The sequence below is a fragment of the Curtobacterium sp. VKM Ac-2861 genome (assembly GCF_013204965.1).
Lineage (GTDB): Bacteria > Actinomycetota > Actinomycetes > Actinomycetales > Microbacteriaceae > Curtobacterium.
In genome coordinates, this window is sequence record NZ_JABMLA010000002.1 from 619,713 (window position 1) to 640,084 (window position 20,372).

Annotated in this window: 23 protein-coding genes; 10 read left to right on the plus strand and 13 right to left on the minus strand. The window is 70.6% G+C overall.

Features of this window, described 5'->3' with window-relative positions; all coding sequences use genetic code 11:
* Positions 1-2 precede the first annotated feature (2 nt).
* From HQQ88_RS07835 to HQQ88_RS07845, 3 genes are all read left to right on the plus strand, one after another.
* Positions 3-1,325, plus strand: coding sequence for a carboxylesterase family protein (locus HQQ88_RS07835; RefSeq protein ID WP_173169105.1), 1,323 nt, complete (start codon positions 3-5; stop codon positions 1,323-1,325).
* 97 nt (positions 1,326-1,422) lie between these two features.
* Positions 1,423-2,013, plus strand: a complete 591-nt coding sequence (locus tag HQQ88_RS07840; RefSeq protein WP_123294467.1) for a TetR/AcrR family transcriptional regulator — start codon at positions 1,423-1,425, stop codon at positions 2,011-2,013.
* Between the two features lie 78 nt (positions 2,014-2,091).
* Positions 2,092-2,532: an NUDIX hydrolase gene (locus tag HQQ88_RS07845; protein ID WP_123294468.1), complete on the plus strand. Its 441-nt coding sequence runs from the start codon at positions 2,092-2,094 to the stop codon at positions 2,530-2,532.
* Positions 2,533-2,601: 69 nt separating this feature from the next.
* On the opposite strand, the gene HQQ88_RS07850 is transcribed toward HQQ88_RS07845, so the two are convergent.
* Positions 2,602-2,790 carry a hypothetical protein gene (locus HQQ88_RS07850; protein ID WP_123937181.1) on the minus strand — a complete coding sequence of 63 codons (189 nt, stop codon included), beginning with the start codon at positions 2,788-2,790 and terminating at the stop codon, positions 2,602-2,604.
* A 76-nt stretch (positions 2,791-2,866) separates the two neighbouring features.
* Positions 2,867-3,235 carry a VOC family protein gene (locus HQQ88_RS07855; protein ID WP_131920703.1) on the minus strand — a complete coding sequence of 123 codons (369 nt, stop codon included), beginning with the start codon at positions 3,233-3,235 and terminating at the stop codon, positions 2,867-2,869.
* Between the two features lie 54 nt (positions 3,236-3,289).
* Between HQQ88_RS07855 and HQQ88_RS07860 the strand changes: the two genes are divergently transcribed.
* Positions 3,290-3,928 carry a nucleoside/nucleotide kinase family protein gene (locus tag HQQ88_RS07860; protein WP_131878042.1) on the plus strand — a complete coding sequence of 213 codons (639 nt, stop codon included), beginning with the start codon at positions 3,290-3,292 and terminating at the stop codon, positions 3,926-3,928.
* 37 nt (positions 3,929-3,965) lie between these two features.
* The gene (locus HQQ88_RS07865; RefSeq protein WP_173169106.1) at positions 3,966-4,799 is read left to right on the plus strand and encodes an NAD(P)H-binding protein; all 834 of its coding nucleotides are present in this window, start codon (positions 3,966-3,968) and stop codon (positions 4,797-4,799) included.
* A 110-nt stretch (positions 4,800-4,909) separates the two neighbouring features.
* Here the strand turns inward: HQQ88_RS07865 and HQQ88_RS07870 are convergent, their stop codons facing one another.
* The 4 genes from HQQ88_RS07870 to HQQ88_RS07885 all read right to left on the minus strand — a co-directional run bounded on the left by HQQ88_RS07870 (position 4,910) and on the right by HQQ88_RS07885 (position 9,182).
* A complete protein-coding gene (locus HQQ88_RS07870; protein ID WP_367916992.1) occupies positions 4,910-6,268 on the minus strand; it encodes a CynX/NimT family MFS transporter in 1,359 nt (452 codons plus the stop codon).
* A complete protein-coding gene (locus HQQ88_RS07875; RefSeq protein ID WP_173169107.1) occupies positions 6,265-6,921 on the minus strand; it encodes an HAD hydrolase-like protein in 657 nt (218 codons plus the stop codon). The genes HQQ88_RS07870 and HQQ88_RS07875 overlap by 4 nt, the downstream gene beginning before the upstream one ends.
* Before the next feature lie 224 nt (positions 6,922-7,145).
* Positions 7,146-7,841 carry an endonuclease NucS gene (gene nucS, locus HQQ88_RS07880; protein ID WP_111083752.1) on the minus strand — a complete coding sequence of 232 codons (696 nt, stop codon included), beginning with the start codon at positions 7,839-7,841 and terminating at the stop codon, positions 7,146-7,148.
* Between the two features lie 9 nt (positions 7,842-7,850).
* Positions 7,851-9,182 (minus strand): MFS transporter, encoded by a 1,332-nt coding sequence (locus HQQ88_RS07885; protein ID WP_243834041.1) that lies wholly within the window; start codon positions 9,180-9,182, stop codon positions 7,851-7,853.
* Positions 9,183-9,300: 118 nt separating this feature from the next.
* On the opposite strand from HQQ88_RS07885, the gene HQQ88_RS07890 reads away from it, so the two are divergent.
* A complete protein-coding gene (locus HQQ88_RS07890) occupies positions 9,301-10,428 on the plus strand; it encodes a LacI family DNA-binding transcriptional regulator (protein ID WP_173169108.1) in 1,128 nt (375 codons plus the stop codon).
* A gap of 57 nt (positions 10,429-10,485) precedes the next feature.
* Here the strand turns inward: HQQ88_RS07890 and HQQ88_RS07895 are convergent, their stop codons facing one another.
* Positions 10,486-11,082 (minus strand): TetR-like C-terminal domain-containing protein, encoded by a 597-nt coding sequence (locus tag HQQ88_RS07895; RefSeq protein WP_173169109.1) that lies wholly within the window; start codon positions 11,080-11,082, stop codon positions 10,486-10,488.
* Positions 11,079-12,170, minus strand: a complete 1,092-nt coding sequence (locus HQQ88_RS07900; protein ID WP_173169110.1) for an amidohydrolase family protein — start codon at positions 12,168-12,170, stop codon at positions 11,079-11,081. Before HQQ88_RS07900 ends, HQQ88_RS07895 begins: the two co-directional genes overlap by 4 nt.
* Before the next feature lie 48 nt (positions 12,171-12,218).
* Between HQQ88_RS07900 and HQQ88_RS07905 the strand changes: the two genes are divergently transcribed.
* Entirely contained in the window at positions 12,219-13,157 is a 939-nt protein-coding gene (locus HQQ88_RS07905) for an amidohydrolase family protein (protein WP_173169111.1), read from the plus strand.
* Here HQQ88_RS07905 and HQQ88_RS07910 read toward each other — a convergent pair.
* On the minus strand, positions 13,123-13,761 hold the full coding sequence (locus tag HQQ88_RS07910; protein WP_123671260.1) for a TetR family transcriptional regulator: 639 nt from the start codon (positions 13,759-13,761) through the stop codon (positions 13,123-13,125). The two genes, HQQ88_RS07905 and HQQ88_RS07910, sit on opposite strands and share 35 nt — an antisense overlap.
* Before the next feature lie 116 nt (positions 13,762-13,877).
* Between HQQ88_RS07910 and HQQ88_RS07915 the strand changes: the two genes are divergently transcribed.
* Positions 13,878-15,617, plus strand: a complete 1,740-nt coding sequence (locus HQQ88_RS07915) for a CocE/NonD family hydrolase (RefSeq protein ID WP_173169112.1) — start codon at positions 13,878-13,880, stop codon at positions 15,615-15,617.
* Complete coding sequence (locus HQQ88_RS07920; RefSeq protein ID WP_123294478.1) at positions 15,614-16,270, plus strand: hypothetical protein; 657 nt, start codon at positions 15,614-15,616, stop codon at positions 16,268-16,270. Before HQQ88_RS07915 ends, HQQ88_RS07920 begins: the two co-directional genes overlap by 4 nt.
* Positions 16,271-16,370: 100 nt before the next feature.
* Here HQQ88_RS07920 and HQQ88_RS07925 read toward each other — a convergent pair whose 3' ends face one another.
* From HQQ88_RS07925 to HQQ88_RS07935, 3 genes are all read right to left on the minus strand, one after another.
* The gene (locus HQQ88_RS07925) at positions 16,371-17,174 is read right to left on the minus strand and encodes a MerR family transcriptional regulator (RefSeq protein ID WP_173169113.1); all 804 of its coding nucleotides are present in this window, start codon (positions 17,172-17,174) and stop codon (positions 16,371-16,373) included.
* Positions 17,167-17,703, minus strand: a complete 537-nt coding sequence (locus HQQ88_RS07930) for a VOC family protein (protein WP_123294480.1) — start codon at positions 17,701-17,703, stop codon at positions 17,167-17,169. Before HQQ88_RS07930 ends, HQQ88_RS07925 begins: the two co-directional genes overlap by 8 nt.
* A 109-nt stretch (positions 17,704-17,812) precedes the next feature.
* Complete coding sequence (locus HQQ88_RS07935) at positions 17,813-18,214, minus strand: NUDIX domain-containing protein (protein WP_173169114.1); 402 nt, start codon at positions 18,212-18,214, stop codon at positions 17,813-17,815.
* 123 nt (positions 18,215-18,337) lie between these two features.
* On the opposite strand from HQQ88_RS07935, the gene HQQ88_RS07940 reads away from it, so the two are divergent.
* Entirely contained in the window at positions 18,338-18,937 is a 600-nt protein-coding gene (locus HQQ88_RS07940; protein WP_173169115.1) for a hypothetical protein, read from the plus strand.
* 35 nt (positions 18,938-18,972) lie between these two features.
* Here HQQ88_RS07940 and HQQ88_RS07945 read toward each other — a convergent pair whose 3' ends face one another.
* Complete coding sequence (locus HQQ88_RS07945; protein WP_173169116.1) at positions 18,973-19,884, minus strand: aminoglycoside phosphotransferase family protein; 912 nt, start codon at positions 19,882-19,884, stop codon at positions 18,973-18,975.
* Positions 19,885-20,372 lie beyond the last annotated feature (488 nt).

Sequence of the window (20,372 nt, forward strand, 5' to 3'; positions counted from 1 at the left end):
CCATGCTCGACGCGACGCCTGCCCCGTTCGACACCCCGGCCGGCCGGATCGTCGGGACGGTGGACGGCGACGTCGTCCGCGCGCTCGGGATCCCCTACGCGCGGGCCGACCGGTTCGCGCCGCCGGAGCCGATGCCGCCCTTCGCGAGCGAACTGCACGCGTCGACGCCGTCCCCCGTGGCGCCGCAGCCGCACGCGCAGTTCGTCGACCAGCTGCTCGGCGAGGTCGAGGACATCACCGTCGACGAGCACTGCCAGCGCCTGTCGATCACGCTGCCCGCCGACGTGACGCCCGACGAGCGCCTGCCCGTGATGGTCTGGATCCACGGCGGCTCGTACGTCATCGGCGGCGGCGACCTGCCGATCTACGACGCCCGCGACCTCGTGACCGAGCAGCGCGTGATCGTGGTGTCGGTGACCTTCCGGCTCGGGGTCCTCGGGTTCCTGGGCGACGGGGCGTCGATCCCGGCGAACCTCGGACTGCTCGACCTGCTCGAGTCGCTCCGCTGGGTGCAGGCGAACATCGCCGCGTTCGGTGGCGACCCCGACCTCGTCACGGTGTTCGGGCAGTCGGCCGGCGGCGACGCAGCAGCCCACCTGATGATCAGCGACGGCGCGGCCGGGCTGTTCCGCCGGGCGATCATCCAGAGCGCACCGCTCGGGCTGTCGCGCGGTCGGTCCCGGATGAACCGCGCGATGATCCGGGCCGTCGGTGCCGTGCACGCCGACACCCCGCTCGACGACCTGCTCGAACGGCAGGCCCTCGGCACCCGGGCGGCCGCGCCGTACGGACTCGCGGGCGGGATGCCGTTCGGCACCCAGTACGGGTTCGCCCCGTTGCCCGCCGAACGCGACCTCGACGACGCCTGGAGCCGAGTCGCTCCCGACGTCGACGTCCTGATCGGTTCCACGACGGACGAGACCGGCATGTACGTGCCGTTGGTCCGCGGTCTGTCGCGGGTCGCTCGGTCGCGGATCCTGCGCCCGGCGCTCCGCTGGTGGGTGGTCCGTCCGCTCTCCGACGTCATCTACGGCCGTGACGTCCGACGCTTCACCGCGCGGCACCGTCGAGCCGGCGGGCGGGCGACGTCCTACCGGCTCCTCCGTGGCGTGACGACCGCGCCGACCGGCGCCGTCCACATGAGCGACCTGCCGCTGTTGCTCGGCGGCCGCGAGGCCTGGGCCGGCACCCGCTTCGTCCCCGAGCGCGACTGGCCCGAGGTCGAGCGGCGCGGCCGGGCCTTCCGTGCGATCTGGGCCGAGTTCGCCCGGACCGGCGCCGTCACCGCCCCGGACGACGAGACGCTGACCTTCGACCGGCCCTGACCTTCGACCGGCTCTGACGTTCGACCGGCACTGGCCGTCTTCGCGCCCCCTGAACTGGCGGTCGCGTGGTCGCCCCCGGGACCGGACAATCGTCTGCATGCCCACGCCCGACGCCGATCTCCGTGCACGCATCGTGTCCGGTGCGATCGAGGCGTACCGCGCGACGGACTTCCACCGGGTCGGACCGGACGAGGTCGCCGAGCACGCCGAGGTGCCGGTCGCCGAGGTCAGCCGAGCGTTCCCGATGTGGGAACTCCTCGTCGTCGCCGTCATCGACCGGTGGAACAACGGCAGCCGACTCGCCCTGTGGCCCGTCGCCGAACGGGACGGTGCCGTCGCGTACCTGCGTGCCCGGCTCGAGGCCGGCATCACGGACCCGGCCCTCGTCCGGCTCCGGATCGCCGTGCTCAGCGCCGCGTCGAACCCCGGCCACCCCGCAGCCGGGTGGTTCCGCACCCAGTACACCCGGGCGTTCGAGGACCTCACCCTCGCGTTGGTCCGTGACGTCGTCGCTGCCCGCGAGCCACGGGGCGCCTCGCCCCGGCACGCCGCCGAGCAGCTCATGGCACTGTTCGAGGGGCTGCAGCTGCAGGCGATGGTCCGCGACGACGCCGAGCCGCTGAGCGGCTTCGACCGCGCCGTCGCCCGGATGCGGGTCGGCTGGGCAGCAGCGCGCGTCGACGCCTGAGGACTCCGGGCGGGAGCACGGACGGGAGGCACGGCGCGGCTTGCGTGCGTCGGCTCGCCCACCTGGCATGGTCGGCCCATGGAGTACACCGACTACGACACCCGGCTCGCCGCGTACGGCGTGATCACGGACGGTGACCGGGTGCTCCTGGCGAAGCTGCGCTTCCCCGAAGCCGGCACGTGGACGTTGCCGGGCGGTGGCGTCGAGTTCGACGAGACCGTCGAGCAGGCCGTCGTGCGCGAGGTCCGCGAGGAGACCGGGTACGAGTCCGAGGTCGGCGCGCTGCTCGGCGTCCGGCACCACGTCGTCCCCGCGGAGCGCCGGATCCACGCCAACGGTCGCCCGATGAAGGCCGTGCAGGTCGTGTTCCGCGCGACGGTCGTCGGCGGCACGCTGCGCGACGAGATCGACGGGTCGACCGACGAGTCGCGCTGGCTGCCCATCGCCGAGCTCCCGCACCACCGGCACGGGCTGCTCGTACCCGTCGCACTGGCGTGGGCGGGTGCGCTCACCCGCTGACCCCTCATCCGGCGGCCAGCGTCGCGAACTGTGCCAGGACGTCAGTGGGTACCGGCGTGGCTGACTCGGTCATCGCTCGCCCAGCAGGAAGGAGATGCTGTCGAGCCAGTCCTGAGCCAGGTACTCGTCGGTGAAGAGATCGCGCCACTGCTCGGTCGGCGCGAACTCTCGTTCATCGAGGTCCCACTGCGCCCGGACCCGCGCGCGTTCGATGAGGAGTTCCTCGCGGGTCCAGTGTCGTCCCACTACAGCGGTCATGGCCGTCCTCTCGTCGTTGTGGGACGACGGTAGGGCGGTCAGTGGAGCCGGCGCGAGCTTTCTGAACACAACATGTTCACTCGGCGACGACGCTCAGGACGTTGCCCGACGGGTCGGTGAACCAGGCGATGAGCGGCCCGCCCTTGCGGTTCACGCCCTTCTCGTCGGTCATCCCCTCGTACTGCAGGAACGTGATGCCCTTCGCGGTGAGCTCGTCCACCGCGGCGTCGACGTCCGGCACGGGGAAGTTCAGCACCGTGAAGGCCGCGGGTTCGTGCGCAGGGCCCTTCGGGTAGACGAGGACACCGTGGCCGTCGCCGAGCTGCAGGAAGAGCATGCCGTGGTCCTCGGAGACCTCGACCCCCAGGACGTCCTGGTAGAACTCCTTCGCCTCCGGGACGTCCCGTACCGAGAACCCGCTGAACGCCTTCGTCGCATCGACCATGCCGCCAGTGAACCACCCCGGTCCGGTGTCGGCGCGCTCTGCCAGGATGGGGCCGTGAGCCACCCGGACAGCAGCGTCGACGACGCCGTCGAGCGTGCGGTCGAGCTGGCCTCGGCGGGTCCCCGGGCAGTGCTCGGCATCGCGGGTGCTCCCGGTGCCGGCAAGTCGACCCTGGCCCGCCGCGTGGTCGCCGCCGTCGACGAGCGACTCGGGGCCGGCACGGCGGTGCAGGTGCCGATGGACGGCTTCCACCTGTCGAACGCGGCGCTCGACGCCCTCGGCCGGCACGACCGCAAGGGCGCCGTCGACACGTTCGACGCCGACGGCTACGTCGCCCTGGTCCGACGACTCGTCGCTGCCGACACCACCGTGTGGGCGCCGGACTTCGACCGCCGCATCGACGAGCCCGTCGCCGGCAGCATCGCCGTCCCGCCGACCGCCCGGCTCGTGGTCTCCGAGGGGAACTACCTGCTCGACGATGCCGAACCGTGGGCAGCGCTCGGCGACCTGTTCACCGAGACCTGGTTCTGCGCCGTCGACGACGGGGTCCGGGTCGACCGCCTGGTCGGTCGGCACATGCGTCACGGACGCGACCACGACGCCGCGCGCGCATGGGCGGTGGAGGTCGACGGCGTGAACGCGGCGAGGGTCGCGCCCACGGTGATCCGTGCCTCCAGGACGGTGCGGACGTGACCATCAGAACGACGCGACACCGATCGAAGGAGCGACCATGACCATCGCCATCACCGGAGCGACCGGCAACATCGGGGGCGCCGTCGCACGCGCGCTCGCCGCGGACGGCGTGCCGTTCCGGATGATCGTGCGCGACGCAGCGCGCGCGCCGGAGCTGCCCGGCGCCGAGGTCGCGGTCGCGACGTTCGCCGACGCCGACGCCAGCCGGGCGGCGCTCGAGGGGGTCGACGTGCTCCTGATGGTGTCGGCGGCCGAGGCCGAGGACCGGCTCGACCAGCACCGCACCTTCGTCGCAGCAGCTGCCGAAGCCGGTGTGCGGCACGTCGTCTACACGTCGTTCCTCGGCGCTGCCGAGGACGCGACCTTCACCCTCGGGCGCGACCACTGGGCGACCGAGCAGGCGATCCGCGCGACCGACACGGCGTACACGTTCCTGCGGGACAGCTTCTACCTGGACTTCGTCGAGGACCTGGTCGGCGAGGACGGCGTGATCCGCGGGCCGGCAGGCGACGGCGCCATGGCGGCGGTCGCCCGTGCGGACGTCGCACGGGTCGCGACCACCGTGCTGCGGGACTTGGGTGCGCACGTGGACCGCACGTACGAGCTGACCGGGCCGGCGGCGTTCACGCTCGCCGAAGCCGCCGCGGTGGTGACCGAGGCGCGTGGCCGCACGGTGACGTACCACCCGGAAACGTTGGACGAGGCGTACGCGTCTCGTGCGCAGTGGAACCCCGAGCCGTGGCAGGCCGATGCGTGGGTGAGTACCTACACGGCGATCGCCGAGGGGGCTCTCGCGCACGTGTCCGGCGACGTCGAGCGGATCACCGGCCGGCGCCCGATGTCGCTGCGCGAGGTGCTCGCCGCGCGGTAGTGGGCGCGGGCGGGGCGCGGGCGGGACTTCGTGAGCAGAAATGGTCGGGTCAGGTGCGGCGACCCGACCATTTCTGCTCACGAAGCGCCCCGCAGCGCAGCGGGCGCCCCTCAGGACACGCGGCGCGCGGCGATCGTGCCGACGACCCCGAGCGTCAGCACCGACACGAGCACGACGAGCAGCGGTGCCGTCCAGTCCCCGGTCGCACCGTGCAGCGCCCCGGCGACGAGCGGCCCGGCCGAGCCGATCAGGTACCCGCCGCCCTGCACGAACGCGGACATCCGACGGGCATCGGCGTCGCTCGACACGATCCGCACGATCACGATGAAGATCACGGTGATGCCGCCGCCCTGGGCCGCGCCGCCGAGCACCGACCACAGCAACCAGAGCTGCGGGGCGAAGAGCAGCCCGAGGGGCATCGCCAGCCACAGGAACGCGACGAGCGCGATGATCGCCCGCGGCCGCCACTTCGCCGCGAGCAGCGGGACCCCGAGCGCACCGACCACGGCCAGGATCTGGAACACCGACGAGCTCGCCCCGGACGACGCCTTCGAGAACCCGATCTCGTCGTGCAGCAGGGTCGGGATCCAGGCGGTCAGGGCGTAGTACGAGAACGCCTGGCCGCCGAACGCCAGCGTGAGCCCCCACGTGATGAGTCGTCGTGCAGGACGGACCGGCTCGGCGGCGGTGGCAGCAGCGGCCGCCGCGGCCCGGTCGGCGCGGATCGTCCGGATCGCCCCGGTGTCGAGCACCTGGTCGATCGGACCGGTGATCGGCAGGGGCTCGTCGTCGTCGGAGCGCACGGGGCGGCGCCACGCGGCCCGGGCGCCCACTGCGTACGTCCAGGCGAACCCGGCGATGACCGCGAAGACCGCCCACACGGCGATCGCGACGGGCCAACCCCACAGCGCCGCCAGAGGAGCGGTCGCGAGTGAGGTGATCATCGACCCGACGTTGAGCGCCGACGTGTAGACGCCGGTGACCAGGCCGACACGCTCCGGCGAGGTGTCCCGCCGGATGACGACGGGGATCACCACGTTGCCGATCGTGATGCCGATGCCGATCACCGCGGTGCCGATGAGCAGTGCGGCGGACGACGGCATCGAGCGCACCACGGTGCCGGCGAGCACGATGACGAGCGACAGGGACACCGCACGCTCGGGGTCGGCCTTCGCGATGACCCAGCTGGCGAACGGCGTCGCCAGGGCGAAGCAGAGCACGGGGATCGTCGTCAGCAGCCCGGCGATCGTGGACGTCAGGCCGAGGTCGAGCCGGACGTCGCCGATGACCGGAGCCGTCGCGACGATCGGCCCGCGGAAGTTCAGTGCGATGAGGACGATGGCGGCGGGCAGCACCCACGCGGCGGCACGCAGCCCCTGCCGCGTCGCGCCGGTCCGGCCGTGCCCGCTCGTCGCGTCGGTCCCGCCGGTCGCGTCGGTCCCGCCGGTCGCGTCGGTCCCGTCCGTCACGGCAGCAGGATCGGGAGCAGGTCCAGCGGGGTGGCGGCCGTGGCGATGGTGCCCTCGGCCTCGGCGGGGGAGCCGTACCCCCACTCGGCGAAGACCACCGGGACGCCGTGCACCGTGGCGCCCTCGACGTCGTGCACCCGGTCGCCGATGAGCACCGGACGGCTGATGTCGAACCCGCGGGAGTCGAGGCGGCGCAGCGCTTCCTCGACGACGTCGGCCTTGCTCGACCGGACCTCGTCGTCGCTGGCGCCCGTGATGATGTCGATGTCCCCGGTGAGCCCGTAGTGCTCGAGGATGTACGTCGCCGGCGTCTCGGGCTTGCTCGTCGCGGTCGAGATCGGCAACCCGGCGTCGTGCAGCGCGCGGAGCACGACGTCGATGCCGGGGAACATCGTCGAGTCGAGGGCGCCGTGCGAGAAGTAGTGCTCGCGGTACACGGCGAGGGTGTGCTCCGCCTGCGCCTCGTCCATGCCCATCGCGACCCGGAACGTGTCCATGATCGGCGGGCCGACGAACGACATCAGGGTGTCCTGGTCGGGCACCGGGACGCCCACGGTGCGGAAGGTGTGCGTCAGGCTCTCGAGGATGCCCGGCGCGGAGTCGCTGATGGTGCCGTCGAGGTCGAACAGGATGGCGGAGAACGGGCTGGTCATGTCCTGCCCACCCTACCGGCGGCGGTCGACGGGACCACCCTGGTGCCGCGCGCGACGGGGCGGACGTGCGCCGGGCCTCCCGGTCGGGCGGGCGGTCGGGCCGTCGGGCGGAACCAGGTTCCGGACACAGCACCATGCGATTCCGCGGTTCCGTGTCCGGAACCTGGTTCCGGCGGGAGACCCACCAACGCGACGCCGCACCAACACGCCGCGCCGCACCGCACTCAGAACAGGCGGGTGTGCCCGCCCTCGATGCCGCGCATCGCGTCGTAGTCGAGCACGAGGACGCGGATGCCGCGGTCCTCGGCGAGGGTGCGCGCCTGCGGTGCCACCGTCTGCGCCGCCAGCACGCCCTGCACCGGCCGCAGGTGCGGATCGCGGTTCATGAGTTCGAGGTAGCGCGTGAGCTGCTCGACCGCGTCGATGTTGGCATTGCGCTTCATCTCGACCGCGACGCTCGCCCCGGCGTCGTCGCGCGCCAGGATGTCGACCGGCCCGATGGCGGTCATGTACTCGCGGCGGACCAGCGTGTGGCCGTCGCCGAGCAGTTCGATCTGCTCCGCGAGGAGCTGCTGCAGGTGCGCCTCGACCCCGTCCTTCACCAGCCCCGGGTCGACGCCGAGGTCGTGGGTCTGGTCCGCGATGACCTCGTGGATGGACACGATCAGGCGGTCCTGGGTCTTCTTCTGCGTCACCGTCCAGACCTCGGTGATGCCACCGACGGTCTGCTCCTCGTCCGGCTCGCTCATCTCGATCGAGCACGGCGGGCTCATCCAGTTCAGCGGCTTGTAGCTGCCACCGTCGGAGTGCACGAGCAGCGAGCCGTCCGCCTTGAGCATGAGCAGACGGGTCGCGAGCGGCAGGTGGGCTGAGAGCCGGCCCGCGTAGTCGACGGAGCAGCGGGCGATGACGAGACGCACCCGGGAAGCCTAACGGGCGTCGCGTCCCGACCCGGACGGCGCGCTCGTCGCGTTGTCGACGTTGTCGGCACTGTCGGCCGGGAGGCGCGGCTCGCCCCCGCCGTGTCCGTCGCCGCCCCCGCGGGTCGGCCTGGCGGCGGCGCCGGTCTCACGGGCGGCACCCGACGCGAGTCCCGCCGCGATGATGAACACGAAGACGACCAGGAGCGCACCGAGCAGTCCGACGTGCTCGCCGAGGAACCCGATGAGCGGAGGACCGGCCAGGAACGCCACGTACCCGATGGTCGCGACGGCGCTGACCTTGGCGGCGGCCGTGCGGGGGTCGTCGGCGGCGGCCGACATGCCCATCGGGAAACCGAGGCTGGCACCGAGGCCCCAGAGCACGACACCCACGATCGCGAGCGGCACGTTGTCGATGAAGATGAGCATGCCGAGGCCGACCACCGCGACGGCGGCGCTGATCCGCAGGATCGGGACGCGCCCGAACTTGTCGATGAGGGGGCTGCCGGCGACGCGGCCGACGGTCATCGCGGCGAGGAACACCGTGAGCACGCCGGCACCCGCGGCGTTGTCGAGCCCGTGGCCGTCGATCATCGCGAGCGGCAGCCAGTCGTTCGCGGATCCCTCGGCCAGGGCCATGCCGAGCACGATCACACCGATGAGGATCGTGGACGGCTGCGCCCAGACCTGCATGCGGGTGAGTGGCGTCGCGACCGGGCTGGTGTCGGTGGAGACCTGCTCGGCGAAGCGGTGCTCGTCCTGGAACTTCGTGACGGCGACGAGCATCACGGCGCTCGTGATGACGACCAGCACGATGAAGTGCACGGAGACGGGGATCTCGAGCCGCTCGGCCAGGGCACCGAGCCCGGCGCCCGCCAGCGTGCCGAGGCTGAACGCGGCGTGGAACAGGGGCATGATCGTGCGCCCACCGGCCTTCTCGGCTGCGGCGCCCGAGACGTTCATCGACACGTCGCACAGGCCGTTGCCGAACCCGAAGGCGATCAGGGCGATCCAGATGGCGGCGAAGCCCCACCCGAGCGTGACCGCGATGCCGGCGAAGACCATGCCGAGTGCCAGACAGGCGGCGGCGATCTGGATCCCGCGGCGTGCGCCGAGCTTGGCGACGATGTGGCCGGCGAAGGTCAGGCCGCCGATCGAACCGACGGCCATACCCAGGACGAGCAGACCCATCTCGAACGTGCTCGCGCCGAGGGAGTCGCGGACGCTCGGGATCCGGCCGAGCCACGTCGCGATGTCGAGCCCGGACAGGGTGAACACCACGAACACCGCGATGATCCAGGCCCTGGTGGTCGGAACGGTGCGGGTGGACGGCGTCGTCATGGTGGTCCCATCGTGCTTCGTTGCTGGTGGTCGTGGTGCGGGTCGCGCTGCGCGTTTTGTTCGGTGTCGGTCGCTATCGAATCGATTCGACCGCTTGTTCCCGCTACGCTAACCGGCGATGGACGAACCGGCAACAGCACTCGGCGCGTCGCCTTCCCGCGGCGGAGGCACCCGTCCGTCGCGCCCGACGCTGGCCGCGGTCGCCCGTGCCGCCGGTGTCGCGCCGTCGACGGCCTCGCTCGCGTTCAGCGGCAGCGGCCCGGTGTCCGAGGACGCCAAGGCCCGAGTCCTCGCCGCCGCTGCCGAGCTCGGCTACGGCGGCCCCGACCCCCGTGCGCGTTCGCTCCGCCGAGGCCGTTCCGGCGTCATCGGCGTCGTGATGGACGAACGCTTGAGCGATGCCTTCCGGGACCCCGTCAACGTCCTGACGCTCGACGGCATCGCCGAGGTCGCCGGGGCTGCGGGCGCTTCGCTCTTGCTGGTCCGGAGTCCGCTCGATGACGAACAGGGGGCCGGCCCACTCGTCGATGCCCCGATGGACGCCGTCGTGCTCGTCGGGTGCAACGTCCGGATCGACCCGGCCGTAGCGGTGCTGCGGCGCCGGCAGATCCCCGTCGTCGCGATCGAGGCGGACGAGATCGAGGGTGCCGTGCCCGTCCAGCTCGACAACCGGGATGCCTCGCGCCGTGCTGCTGCGTACCTGCAGGACCTCGGGCACACTGCGGTCACGGTGGTGACGCTGCCGCTCGACGCTGCTCGTCGGCGGGGGCCGATCGACGACGACCGGTTCGCCTCGGGCATCGCGTTCACGACGCTCGAACGGCTCCGGGGCGTGCGCGAGGTCTACCCCTCCGTCGTGGCGGTCGAGACGGCGGGGAGCTCGGTGGAAGAAGGACGCCTGGCCGGCGTGGAGCTCTTCGCTGCCGATGGCCCTCGCCCCACCGCCGTCATCGCCCAGAGCGACCTGATCGCCGTCGGGGTGATCTCGGCTGCCCTCGACGCCGGGCTGCGGGTGCCCGAGGACGTCAGCGTCGTCGGGTTCGACGGCATCACGGTGGACGACAGCCTGTTGCACCGCACGCCGATCCGGCACCTGACCACGCTCGTGCAGCCGTTCGTGCAGAAGGGCCAGGCTGCCGCTCGTGCTGCGCTGGCGATGCTCGAGGGGGCGGAGCCGCAGCCGGCGTCGTTCATCTCGGAGTTGCGAGTGGGGGACACGACGGGGCCGCCGCCGGCTGTGCGCTGATCCCACCCCCGGATTCCGCCACACCCCTACGAGTCGGTCAGCGCAACTTCGCGACGATCACCGCGACAGGGCGGGAAGTACGACGTCATCGACGACCTCGACGATGTCGTCGCGGGACAGCGGGCCAGTGGTGAGGTGACGGGCGAGCACGAGTGCGGCGCCAGCGCTGACGCGTGATGGGCTGACAGCGCTCGAGGGGATCTCGCCACGGGCCGCGGCGCGTCCGAATGCTTCGGTCACGAGGCGTTGGCGCGGCTCGATGAGCAGTGCGACGATGCGCTGCCACATCTCGGGTCGTCGCTCTCGCTCCAGGAGAACTGGTGCGAGGACCCGTCCGACGGGGGTGGTGAGCCCGTCCGCGAGATCGGACAGGAACGCGATGAGTTCGTCGCGGAGGTCACCGACCGGCTGGAGTCGGGTCCCCCCGGGGTGATCGCTCCGCTCCGCGGTGTCTTCGGTCCAGGCGAGGGCAGCGAGGACGAGCTGCTCCGGATCGGTCCAGCGCCGGTAGAGCGAGGCCTTGCCCGCACCGGCTGCCGCGGCGACGTTCTCGAAGGTGAGGCCCGCCATGCCGTGGTCAGCCAGCTGTTCGAGTGTGGCGGCGAAGATCGCGTGCTCGAGGTCAGCACCGCGCCGCCGGACGGGAGCGTTCACGAGATGAGTGTCCCACCGACCCACACAGCGCCCGGCTGAGCGAGGACGGCTGGGTCGACGAGGGGATCGCCGGTCGTGAGCAGGAGGTCCGCACGCAGCCCCACTTCCACACGCCCGCGGTCGTGCAGACCGAATGCCGCCGCTGCCCCGTCCGTGGCAGCGGTCAGTACCGCGCCGTTCGTCATCCCGGTGTCCAGCAAGAGGGGCATCTCCTCGTGGAGGGCCTCGCCGTGGCGAACCGGCGCGAACGGGGTCTCGTTCGCGTCCGTGCCGGCGACGACTGGCACACCGGCGGTGTGCATCCGGCGCACACTCTCGACGGCGTTCTCGAACGCGGCGTCGGCACGGTCCCCGAGTCGCGCGCGGGCCATCGCGCGCATCATCACGAGGGTCGGTGACGCGATGGTGCCCTGGTCCGCCATCCGCCGGACGGTCGCGTCCGGCAGCGGCCGGTCGAGCGGCGCGTGCGTGAGGATGTCGACCCCGGCGTCGAGCCCGCGGACGAACGACGCGGCGGTCACGACGTGGGCCACGGTCCGGAGCCCCCGGCGGCGTGCGCCGTCGACCAGGGCCGTGATCGTTGCGACGTCGAGCGCGGGGACGTCGGTGGCGTCGGGGTCCTCGATGATGATCTTCACCAGGTCCGACCCGTTCGCGGCCCGCCAGTCCAGGTACCGCTCGGCATCGGCTGCGCTGCTCACGCCGCTCGCGTCCGGGAAGCCCATCCGAGCGATCTGGGTGCTGCCCGGTGCCGAGGCGGCCGAGCCCGCGCTGAGGAGCCCCGGGGCCCCCGGTGCTCGTCGCTGCTCGTCGACGAGGGAGTCCGGGTGTGTCCCGAGGTCGACCATCGTCGTGACGCCGGCTCGGACTGCGGACGACAGCGCCGCCGGGGAGCCCAGGTGGACGTGCGTGTCGATCAGGCCCGGAACGAGGAACTGCCCCGTTCCATCGACGACCGGACCGCCGGCTGGAGCGACGGTCCCCGCGGGACGGACCGTGCTGATGTGTTCGTCGAACTCGACGTCGACAGCCTCGGTTGTGGTCACCCCGCCGGAGCTGGTGCGGACGTTGCGAATGGTCGTGGTCATGCGGTCTACGATACAGAATCGTTCACTACACGCAACGAGGAGCCATCGATGTCCGAACTGATCGACGTCCACGCACACTTCGTCACCGCGGACTACGTCGCAGCGGCCCGAGCAGCCGGGTACGAACAGCCGGACGGCATGCCCGCCTGGCCGAGCTGGTCGCTCGCCGGCCAGCTCGGTGACATGGACCGCCGCGGGATGGCCCGAGCGGTCCTGTCCATCTCGTCGCCCGGAGTGCACTTCGGGGACGACGACCGAGCCGCGGAGCTCGCGCGGACACTCAACGACGAAGCCGCCGCGATCGCGGCCGCGCACCCGGACCGGTTCTCGTACTTCGCGTCCCTCCCGGTGCCGGATGTCGACAGTGCGGTCCTGGAGGCCCGGCGCACGTTGCAGGGACCGGGTGCGGTCGGCGTCGTCCTCGAGTCCAACGCGCACGGCCAGTACCTGGGAGATCCCGCGTTGGAGCCGCTCTGGGCCGAGCTCGACGCCCGCGGCGCGGCCGTCTTCGTGCACCCGACCTCGCCCGTCGGGTGGGAGCACACCGCCCTCGGGCGTCCTCGCCCGATGCTGGAGTTCATGTTCGACAGCACCAGGAGCATCGTCGACCTGGTGTTCGCCGGCGTCCTCGACCGGTACCCGGACCTGCGCGTCATCGTGCCGCACTCGGGCGCGACCCTGCCGGTCCTCTCCGACCGGATCGCCCTGTTCCAGCAGTTGTTCGGCGCCACCGCCGGCACGATGCCCTGGAAGGACGCGATGCGGCGGCTCTGGTTCGACACGGCAGGCACGCCGTTCCCACTCGACGTGCCAGTCCTCGCCGAGGTCGCCGGGACGGACCGGCTGCTCTACGGCAGCGACTCGTGCTGGACGCCGACGCAGGGCGTGGACGCGCAGATCGCCGCGCTCGACGATGCCGAGCCGCCGCACGACGCGACGAGTTGGCGGGAACTCACGACCCGGAACGCTCGGCGTCTGCTCGACTGACTCCGGCGAGGACGCTCTGGATCGCGGGTCCGGCGATCGCGACGACGGTGTCGTGGTCGGCTGCGAGCACGGCAGGGACCCCGAAGACCTGCCGGCTCGTGATGATCCCGACGAGCATGGCCGCGGCGAGCCCAGCCCGGAGCGTACGGTCCTCGTGATCGGCGCCGGAGGCTCCGTGTACGAGGCGGGCCTGGATGAAGTCCCGCAGCTGCGCCGTCGCGTCCTCGTTGACCATCGCACCTCGGAGCATCGCCATCAGCGGTTCCGACTCCTCCGGGGCGCCTTCCCAGGCCTGTAGGAACGCCCGGACGACACGCTCGCCGAGATGCTCGTCCGGACCCTCGAAGGCCGTGTCGAAGCGCCGGAGCGCGGACGGGGACACGGCCATCACCGCTGCGAACAGGTCGGCCTTCGACCCGAAGAACTGCATCACCTGCGAAGGGTCGACGCCGGCGTCCGCCGCCACGGCTCGGATCGTCGTGCCGGCGAAACCGTCGCTGGCGAACCGCGCACTCGCCGCCGCGAGGACCGTCGTGCGGGTGCTGGCCGCCCCGGGACGGCGACCCACGCGGGAGGTCGTCGCTGCTTCCGTCGTTCCGTCCATGCCCGCAATCTACTCCGCCGACGGGTTTCTCAACACGCGTTGAGTTCTTGCCGGATCGGACGTACGCTCGCCTCGACGACGAGCCCACGGAGGACTCCCGCACGAAGGAGAACACGATGACCGACCAGAGGATGACCGTCCCCTCCACCCCGCTGCCCGCTCCGCGCACGGGTGTGCTCACCCCCTTCGAGCCCGGCACCCGAACCCTCGAGGCCGGGTTCCGGATCGCGCCGCAGTTCAAGCCGCTGCCCGTCGACACGGTGTTCGACAAGGACGTCGCGATGCAGCTGCGCGACGGCACGACCATCCACGTCGACGTGTTCCGCCCGGTCGGTACCGAGCCGGTGCCGGTGATCGTGGCATGGAGCCCGTACGGCAAGGCGCAGGGCACGTCGCTCAGCGTGATGGGGGTGTTCGGGCTCGTCGGGCTGCCGAACAGCACGGTGTCCGGACTCGAGAAGTTCGAGGCACCGGACCCCGCGTACTGGGTCGAGCACGGCTACGCGATCTGCAACGTCGACATCCGCGGCGTGGTCGACTCCGAGGGCGACAGCGTGCTCTGGGACCGGCAGGAGGGCCGCGACGCGTACGACGTCATCGAGTGGCTGGCCGAGCAAGAGTGGTGCGACGGCAAGGTCGGCATGAGCGGCACGAGCTACCTCGCCGTGTCGCAGTGGTTCACCGCCGCCGAGCAGCCCCCGCACCTCGTCGCGATCAACCCGTGGGAGGGCGTCAGCGACGTCTACCGCGACCTCGTGAAGCGCGGCGGCATGCCCGACACCGGGTTCGCGCAGCAGCTGCAGGACGGCAGCTTCTTCGGGAAGGGCCAGAAGGAGGACATCCTCGCCGAGGTCGACGCCCACCCGCTGATGACCGACCTGTGGGAGCAGAAGATCCCTGACTTCTCGCAGATCGAGGTGCCGGCGTACGTCGTCGCGAGCTACTCGAACACCCTGCACACCGCCGGGACCTTCCGCGCCTGGCGTCGGATCGCCAGCGACGAGAAGTGGCTCCGGATCCACAACACCCAGGAGTGGCCGGACTACTACGACCCGGCGAACGTCGAGGACCTCCGCCGGTTCTTCGACCACTTCCTCAAGGGCGCCGACAACGGGTGGGAGACCACTCCGACCGTCCGGTACTCGGTCCTCGACCTGCAGGGCGGAGAGGAGGTCGCCGTGCCGGCTGAGTCGTTCCCGCCGCAGGACGCCGCTTCGACAAAGTACTTCCTCGACGCCCGGACGCGAACGCTGACCACGGCCGCGCCCGAGGCACCTGCAGAAGCGTCCTACGCCGTCGACGCGAACCCGGACGCCGTCTCGTTCCTGACCCGCTTCGACGAGGAGACCGTCCTGGTCGGGTACCCGAAGGCGCACCTGTTCGTCGAGGCCCGGGGCGCCGACGACATGGACCTGTTCGTCCTCGTCCAGAAGCTCGACCGCTGGGGAACGCCGCTGCAGGCGTTCACCGTGCCGAACCAGTCGGCGATGGCGCACGACCTCACCGACCACGGCGCGACGATCCTGCGCTACAAGGGCTCCGACGGACGCCTCCGGGTGTCCGCTCGGCACCTCGACGAGGCCCTGTCGACCGACGACGTCCCCGCGCACTCGTTCGACCGCGTCGAGAAGCTCGCTGCCGGGCAGGTCGCCGAGATCGAGATCGACCTGTTCCCGGTCGGCCTGCGCTTCCACGCGGGCGAGCAGCTGCGGTTCATCGTGAGCTCCCGCAACCTGCTCGGCACGCTCATGCCGGCGATCCGCGAGTACGTCGGCGCGAACACCGGGCGGCACGTCGTGCACACCGGCGGCGACCAGGCCTCGTACCTCCAGCTCCCCGTCCGGGCCGCACGGTGACCGGCGCGACCGTCCGCCTGGCCGGCGAGGACACCGACTCGACCATCGACGGGTTCGAGCTGTTCTCCGCCCGCCGGGCGCTCGCGCTCCTGAAACGGAAGCTCGGCCGGGTCCAGCTGCTCGAGCTGCTCGAGGACGAGATCGCTGCGGGTGACGCGTTCCTCCGCGCCCACCTCGGACGCTCCGGCGGCGAGCAGGCAACCGGCACGACCACGCTCCGTGCACGGGGCATCAGTGCCGCGCAGTTCGGTGCGTGGCTCGGCGCCGCGTTCGCCCGCGAGGACGTCATGCTCGCCGGACACCCGGAGCACTACGGGATCCACGCCGAGCCGGGGCGCAACGTGAACATCGTCGAGACCCTCGACGAGTACGTCTGCTCGTTCTTCATGCGCCCCTGGGACGACAGTGCCGTCGTCGAGCAGGAGCTGCCCGCCGCAGAAGCGACTGCCGGTCGCCGGTCGCACATGCTGTTGGCGGACGGGACGGTGATCGGCTCGATCGCGAACTCCTTCGACGAGGAGCAGGACGGCTTCACCGCACGTCTGTCCGTCACCTTGCCGGCGACCTGCGCCCCGGCGGTGATCGAGCAGCACCTCGAGCACTTCGCCGTCGAGTTCCGCACCTGGATCCGCCGAGCCGCCAACGAGCGGTGACCACTCGAAGGCCGGCGATCCGCACGAGACGTTGGCTCAGGGCAGCGTTCGCTCCCACGTCGACGTCGGCCGCTCCGCGCGCGACCGTGAGCTGCGAGTCCTACTGCCAGGTGGCGGTGTCGGGGTCGATGCCGCGGGCGCGTGCGCCGGCGTCGATGGTGCGACGCAACCATGAGGCGAGCCCGGCTCGGATGCCGTCGTAGTGTGCGGCGTACCCCGGATCGGCTTCGTAAATGCGGCCGAGGACGACCTGCATCTGCCGGGTGATCGGGAAGTAGGCGGAGAACACCTCGCGGTGCTGTTCAACGAGAGCGTCCGCGGCCGGGCTGCCGGGTTCGACACCAGCATCCATGGCGTCGGCAAGGGCCTGATCAAGCGCCGCAGACGCATCGGCGACGGCCTGCCAGTCGTCCACGGTGCGTGACGCCGAGCGTTCGGCGTAGTGCCGCCACTCCGGCGTATCGCCGTAGAGTTGCCGCGCCTCAGCCGGCCACTGCGGATTCCATCCAGGCCCGAACGTCGCGGTCTGCTCCTCATTGGTCATGAGCAGCCCGTGCTCGTGGGCGTCGGCCATCCGGGCCAGGTCATCGCCCAGCGCGCTGAGATGCTCGATCCGCGCCGCAAGCTGGGACTGCTGGGCGCGCAGCGCAATGACAACGGCCGCACTCGGATCGTCGAGAACGTTCCGAATGGCTTCCAGGTCGAGCCCCAGCTCGCGGTAGACGACGATGCGCCGCAGCCGCTCGAGGTCGTCTTCGGCATAGAGCCGGTACCCGGCAGCTGACCGTGACGACGGCCTCGCAAGGGCGATCTCGTCCCAGTGATGCAACGTCCGGACCGTCACGCCTAGGCGCGCCGCGGCCTGACCAACAGTCAGGTCCACGGCGTCGCTGTCATCAGGCATGCGCTCCATTCTTCTCGCCGTCGGCGTCAGGTGCGGTGATGCCGATCGCTTCGAGGTTCTTGGCAGTCTGGCTGGTCGGCTCGAAGGGTTTCGCGGCAGTGAAGACGACTCGCACCTTCTCCGGCGTGATCACCTCGACATCGCGGGTGCCCCAGGGCGTGTCCCGCGGCTCGCTCACCACGCCCGCGTCGTGGGCTCGGCACGCGGTGACGAGGGTGTCGATCTGGTTCAGGACGCACGCGAAGCTGAAGCTCACCGCCGGCGCCTGATCCGGAGCGGACGCGGTTGGGACCAGCAGGACGTCCTGAAAGGCCCACCGGCGCAGGTGCACGAGCTGGCCCGGCACGCTGAACAGGTCGAAGAAGCCCAGGCCGCGGGTCCAGAAGTCGACGGAAGCGGCCAGGTCGGTTGTCGGGATCGTCACGAACGACGGCATCCCGTAGATCCCGTGGAACGGCTCAGGCGCGACCACGTCAGGGCCGGGGGCGGGGACCGGGCTCATCTCGAAGGCGTTGTAGTAGCTGCTCATGGGTCCACGTTCTGCCCTCACGCGGCGTGAGGGTCAAATCGGGGAACTCTGGGACCAACCTGTTGGCCCGGTTCACCGAGTTGGCGGCCCGCGTCCGGAGAACGATCCTTCAGCGGCGCGCTTCGAGGACCAGCTTGACCGCTTCCCTCGCCACTTCCGGCACCAACGGGATGTGCGCGAGCAGGCCCAGTTCCACCCACCTCGGCTCGTACTGGTTCAGTTCCGAGGCACGGTCGATCTCTGGACCCCCGAGTTGCAACGGACCAGGACGTACTCGCGCCACGAAGTAAGCCGTGGGAACGGCGCTATCCACTGGTACGTCGAGCAGGTCGCCGATGCTCGCATCAAGGCCCGTCTCCTCACGCAACTCGCGCTGACACGCTTCGCGGAGGCTCTCGCCTTCCTCGACCCCGCCGCCAGGGAGCACACAGTAGTGACGACCGTTCTTCAGCCGATCGATGACGAGCAGGCTCTCGTCTCGGACGACGACGGCCGCTGACCTGATGCGCATCCAGCTAGCTCACCACGAAACGCCTGGCCATGTGCCACAGCCCGGCATCAAGGTGCCTCAATCGACGATTCTCTACTGGAGCGGCTTCCAGCTTTCTCGGCGGCGATACGTGAGGATGACGGCATGGACTGCGATGTCGAGCGCGCCAACCGCGTCGTGCAACTTCGCCGCGGGCTCCAAGCAGCTCAGCCCGGATCGGTCGCGAGCCTCAGAGGTTCCCTCGCTGAGGGGACAGCGGACGCGTGGAGCGACATCGACCTTTCGTGGTGGGTGAGCGACGGCGACGACGCGCTCAGAGTTCTGCCGCACGCACTCAAAGCGGCGGGGCAGGTCGAGTCACTTCGGCTCGACCCCGAACTCGATCCGGATCGTCGTCTGGTGTTCGTACGGTTCAGAAACTGGTCTCTGTTCCAGCGGGTGGACCTCGACGTGGTCGGTTTGTTCCACGGCGGGCGCGCGCCCTGGGATCGGGGATGGTCTCGGGCAGAGAGCGCCTTGATGAACGCGGTCGCTGCCGTGAGAGCGTCACATCGAGAGCCCGGTGATATTGACGGGTTGGTCGAGCGAGGGCTGGAACGGGTGGGGGCTCCTGATCCCGGCGGGGCGTTGACGGATCGGCTGTCCGTCCTCATCGACGCTGCGGTCGCCGCCGACTCAGCTCAGACAGGTCTGGCACAACGTGTCCGTGCAGAAGTGCGCGCCCTCGGCAGCGCAAGTACCTGATCTGCGCTTCACGAACGGGGCTGCACTTCCGAGCGTCACCAATTCGTCAGCGCCTCCACCATGGCTGCTCGCTCGACGAGGCGTGCGGCTTCGAATGCCGTGGTCTCCGGGGTTGCATCTGGCCGTGCCGCTGCGAAACGGACGAGGTCGAGAAAGACCAGCGCAACGCAAGCGCGTAGTGCTTGCTGGCCGCCTGCGAGCGAACCAGCGTTGACGATCAGCTCAACGGCGTCCCCGTCGATCGGCCCGTAGCTGAGCAGCGTGGCGAAATCGAACGCGCGGGTGCCGCTCCCAATTGCCTCGACGTCGACCACGCCCGTGACCTCGCCGTTCATCAGCAGGACGTTTGCCGGCCGGAAATCTCCATGGACCATGTCGGAACAGGGCCAGTCACGAGCGTCCACATCGTCCGCGAGCCGTCGACAGATTTCGACCAGAGCCATACCGCTGGCACCCGCGGTTGCTGACGCGGAACAAAGATTGCCCATGTCCCGCGTGAGCTGGTCGACGACGAAGTCGTTCCAGTTGCGTCCAGGTGCGGGGTTGAGCCCAGCCTGCAAGTCGATCGTGGAGATCAACGCCCTCGCGCCACCGACGTCAACCGATGTGAGCCGAGCGCCGGGCACCCGCTCCTGTAATTGGTACCCGATGCCGTCAGCGGTCCGTCCGCACCGAATCCAAGCAGGCGTCGGGTACCCAGCGCGTCGAACCATCCCAACGGCCTCCTCAGCTAAGAGCATCTGCTCCGCCCAGCTCGGATCAGAGATCTTGAGCACCGCGGTCCGGCCATCGACCCCTTCGACGTACCAGGCTCCACCCTGCTCGCCGCCATCCGGCCGACCCGCGATGACCCAAAGCCACCGCTCGTCAGCGTTGATCGTGTCCAAGACTCGTTCGGCGCGTTCTCGCTCAACGCCGCCCAGAACGCCACAACGCTGACCGGTCATTCCCCGAGGATGAACCCTCATGCGACTCCGAGCAACCGACGGCACCGTCTTGCAGGGTGAGGGCCCTTCCCAAAGCACCTCCCAATAGGGGATCGTTCAGTGAGACGAGGGCGCCGGTGGTGGTGTCTATGCTGCTGCACGATGTCGACGATCTGCCCGAGCACCTTCGATAGGTGGAGATGTGACCTGATCCTTGGTCACTCTGGAGAGCACGAGTGTGTCTACGGGAGCGAGCGGGTGCGTTGGAACGAGCGGGCCACAGGTCACGCGCTCCGTGAACGAACTCGATTGCCGAGGTAACTGGCGGCACGTCGGACGTCGCCTGCTTCCGCTCCTCGGAAACAAGCAACGCCCCGTCGCGAGCGACGGGGCGTTGGCCGTTCCGGTCTGCCATGCACAGCCGGAGTACGTGGGGTGTTACTTGATCTGTGCGGTGATGGTGGCGGTGCCGACGAGGAGGCCGCGCTTGACGGCGTCGGTGCCGAAGG

Coding starts and splice junctions, on each gene's coding strand:
- HQQ88_RS07835 (WP_173169105.1), top strand. CDS start 3: ATGCTCGACGCGACGCCTGCCCCGTTCGACACCCCGGCCGGCCGGATC.
- HQQ88_RS07840 (WP_123294467.1), top strand. CDS start 1,423: ATGCCCACGCCCGACGCCGATCTCCGTGCACGCATCGTGTCCGGTGCG.
- HQQ88_RS07845 (WP_123294468.1), top strand. CDS start 2,092: ATGGAGTACACCGACTACGACACCCGGCTCGCCGCGTACGGCGTGATC.
- HQQ88_RS07850 (WP_123937181.1), bottom strand. CDS start 2,790: ATGACCGCTGTAGTGGGACGACACTGGACCCGCGAGGAACTCCTCATC.
- HQQ88_RS07855 (WP_131920703.1), bottom strand. CDS start 3,235: ATGGTCGATGCGACGAAGGCGTTCAGCGGGTTCTCGGTACGGGACGTC.
- HQQ88_RS07865 (WP_173169106.1), top strand. CDS start 3,966: ATGACCATCGCCATCACCGGAGCGACCGGCAACATCGGGGGCGCCGTC.
- HQQ88_RS07875 (WP_173169107.1), bottom strand. CDS start 6,921: ATGACCAGCCCGTTCTCCGCCATCCTGTTCGACCTCGACGGCACCATC.
- HQQ88_RS07885 (WP_243834041.1), bottom strand. CDS start 9,182: ATGACGACGCCGTCCACCCGCACCGTTCCGACCACCAGGGCCTGGATC.
- HQQ88_RS07890 (WP_173169108.1), top strand. CDS start 9,301: ATGGACGAACCGGCAACAGCACTCGGCGCGTCGCCTTCCCGCGGCGGA.
- HQQ88_RS07900 (WP_173169110.1), bottom strand. CDS start 12,170: ATGACCACGACCATTCGCAACGTCCGCACCAGCTCCGGCGGGGTGACC.
- HQQ88_RS07905 (WP_173169111.1), top strand. CDS start 12,219: ATGTCCGAACTGATCGACGTCCACGCACACTTCGTCACCGCGGACTAC.
- HQQ88_RS07910 (WP_123671260.1), bottom strand. CDS start 13,761: ATGGACGGAACGACGGAAGCAGCGACGACCTCCCGCGTGGGTCGCCGT.
- HQQ88_RS07915 (WP_173169112.1), top strand. CDS start 13,878: ATGACCGACCAGAGGATGACCGTCCCCTCCACCCCGCTGCCCGCTCCG.
- HQQ88_RS07925 (WP_173169113.1), bottom strand. CDS start 17,174: ATGCCTGATGACAGCGACGCCGTGGACCTGACTGTTGGTCAGGCCGCG.
- HQQ88_RS07930 (WP_123294480.1), bottom strand. CDS start 17,703: ATGAGCAGCTACTACAACGCCTTCGAGATGAGCCCGGTCCCCGCCCCC.
- HQQ88_RS07935 (WP_173169114.1), bottom strand. CDS start 18,214: ATGCGCATCAGGTCAGCGGCCGTCGTCGTCCGAGACGAGAGCCTGCTC.
- HQQ88_RS07940 (WP_173169115.1), top strand. CDS start 18,338: ATGGACTGCGATGTCGAGCGCGCCAACCGCGTCGTGCAACTTCGCCGC.
- HQQ88_RS07945 (WP_173169116.1), bottom strand. CDS start 19,884: ATGACCGGTCAGCGTTGTGGCGTTCTGGGCGGCGTTGAGCGAGAACGC.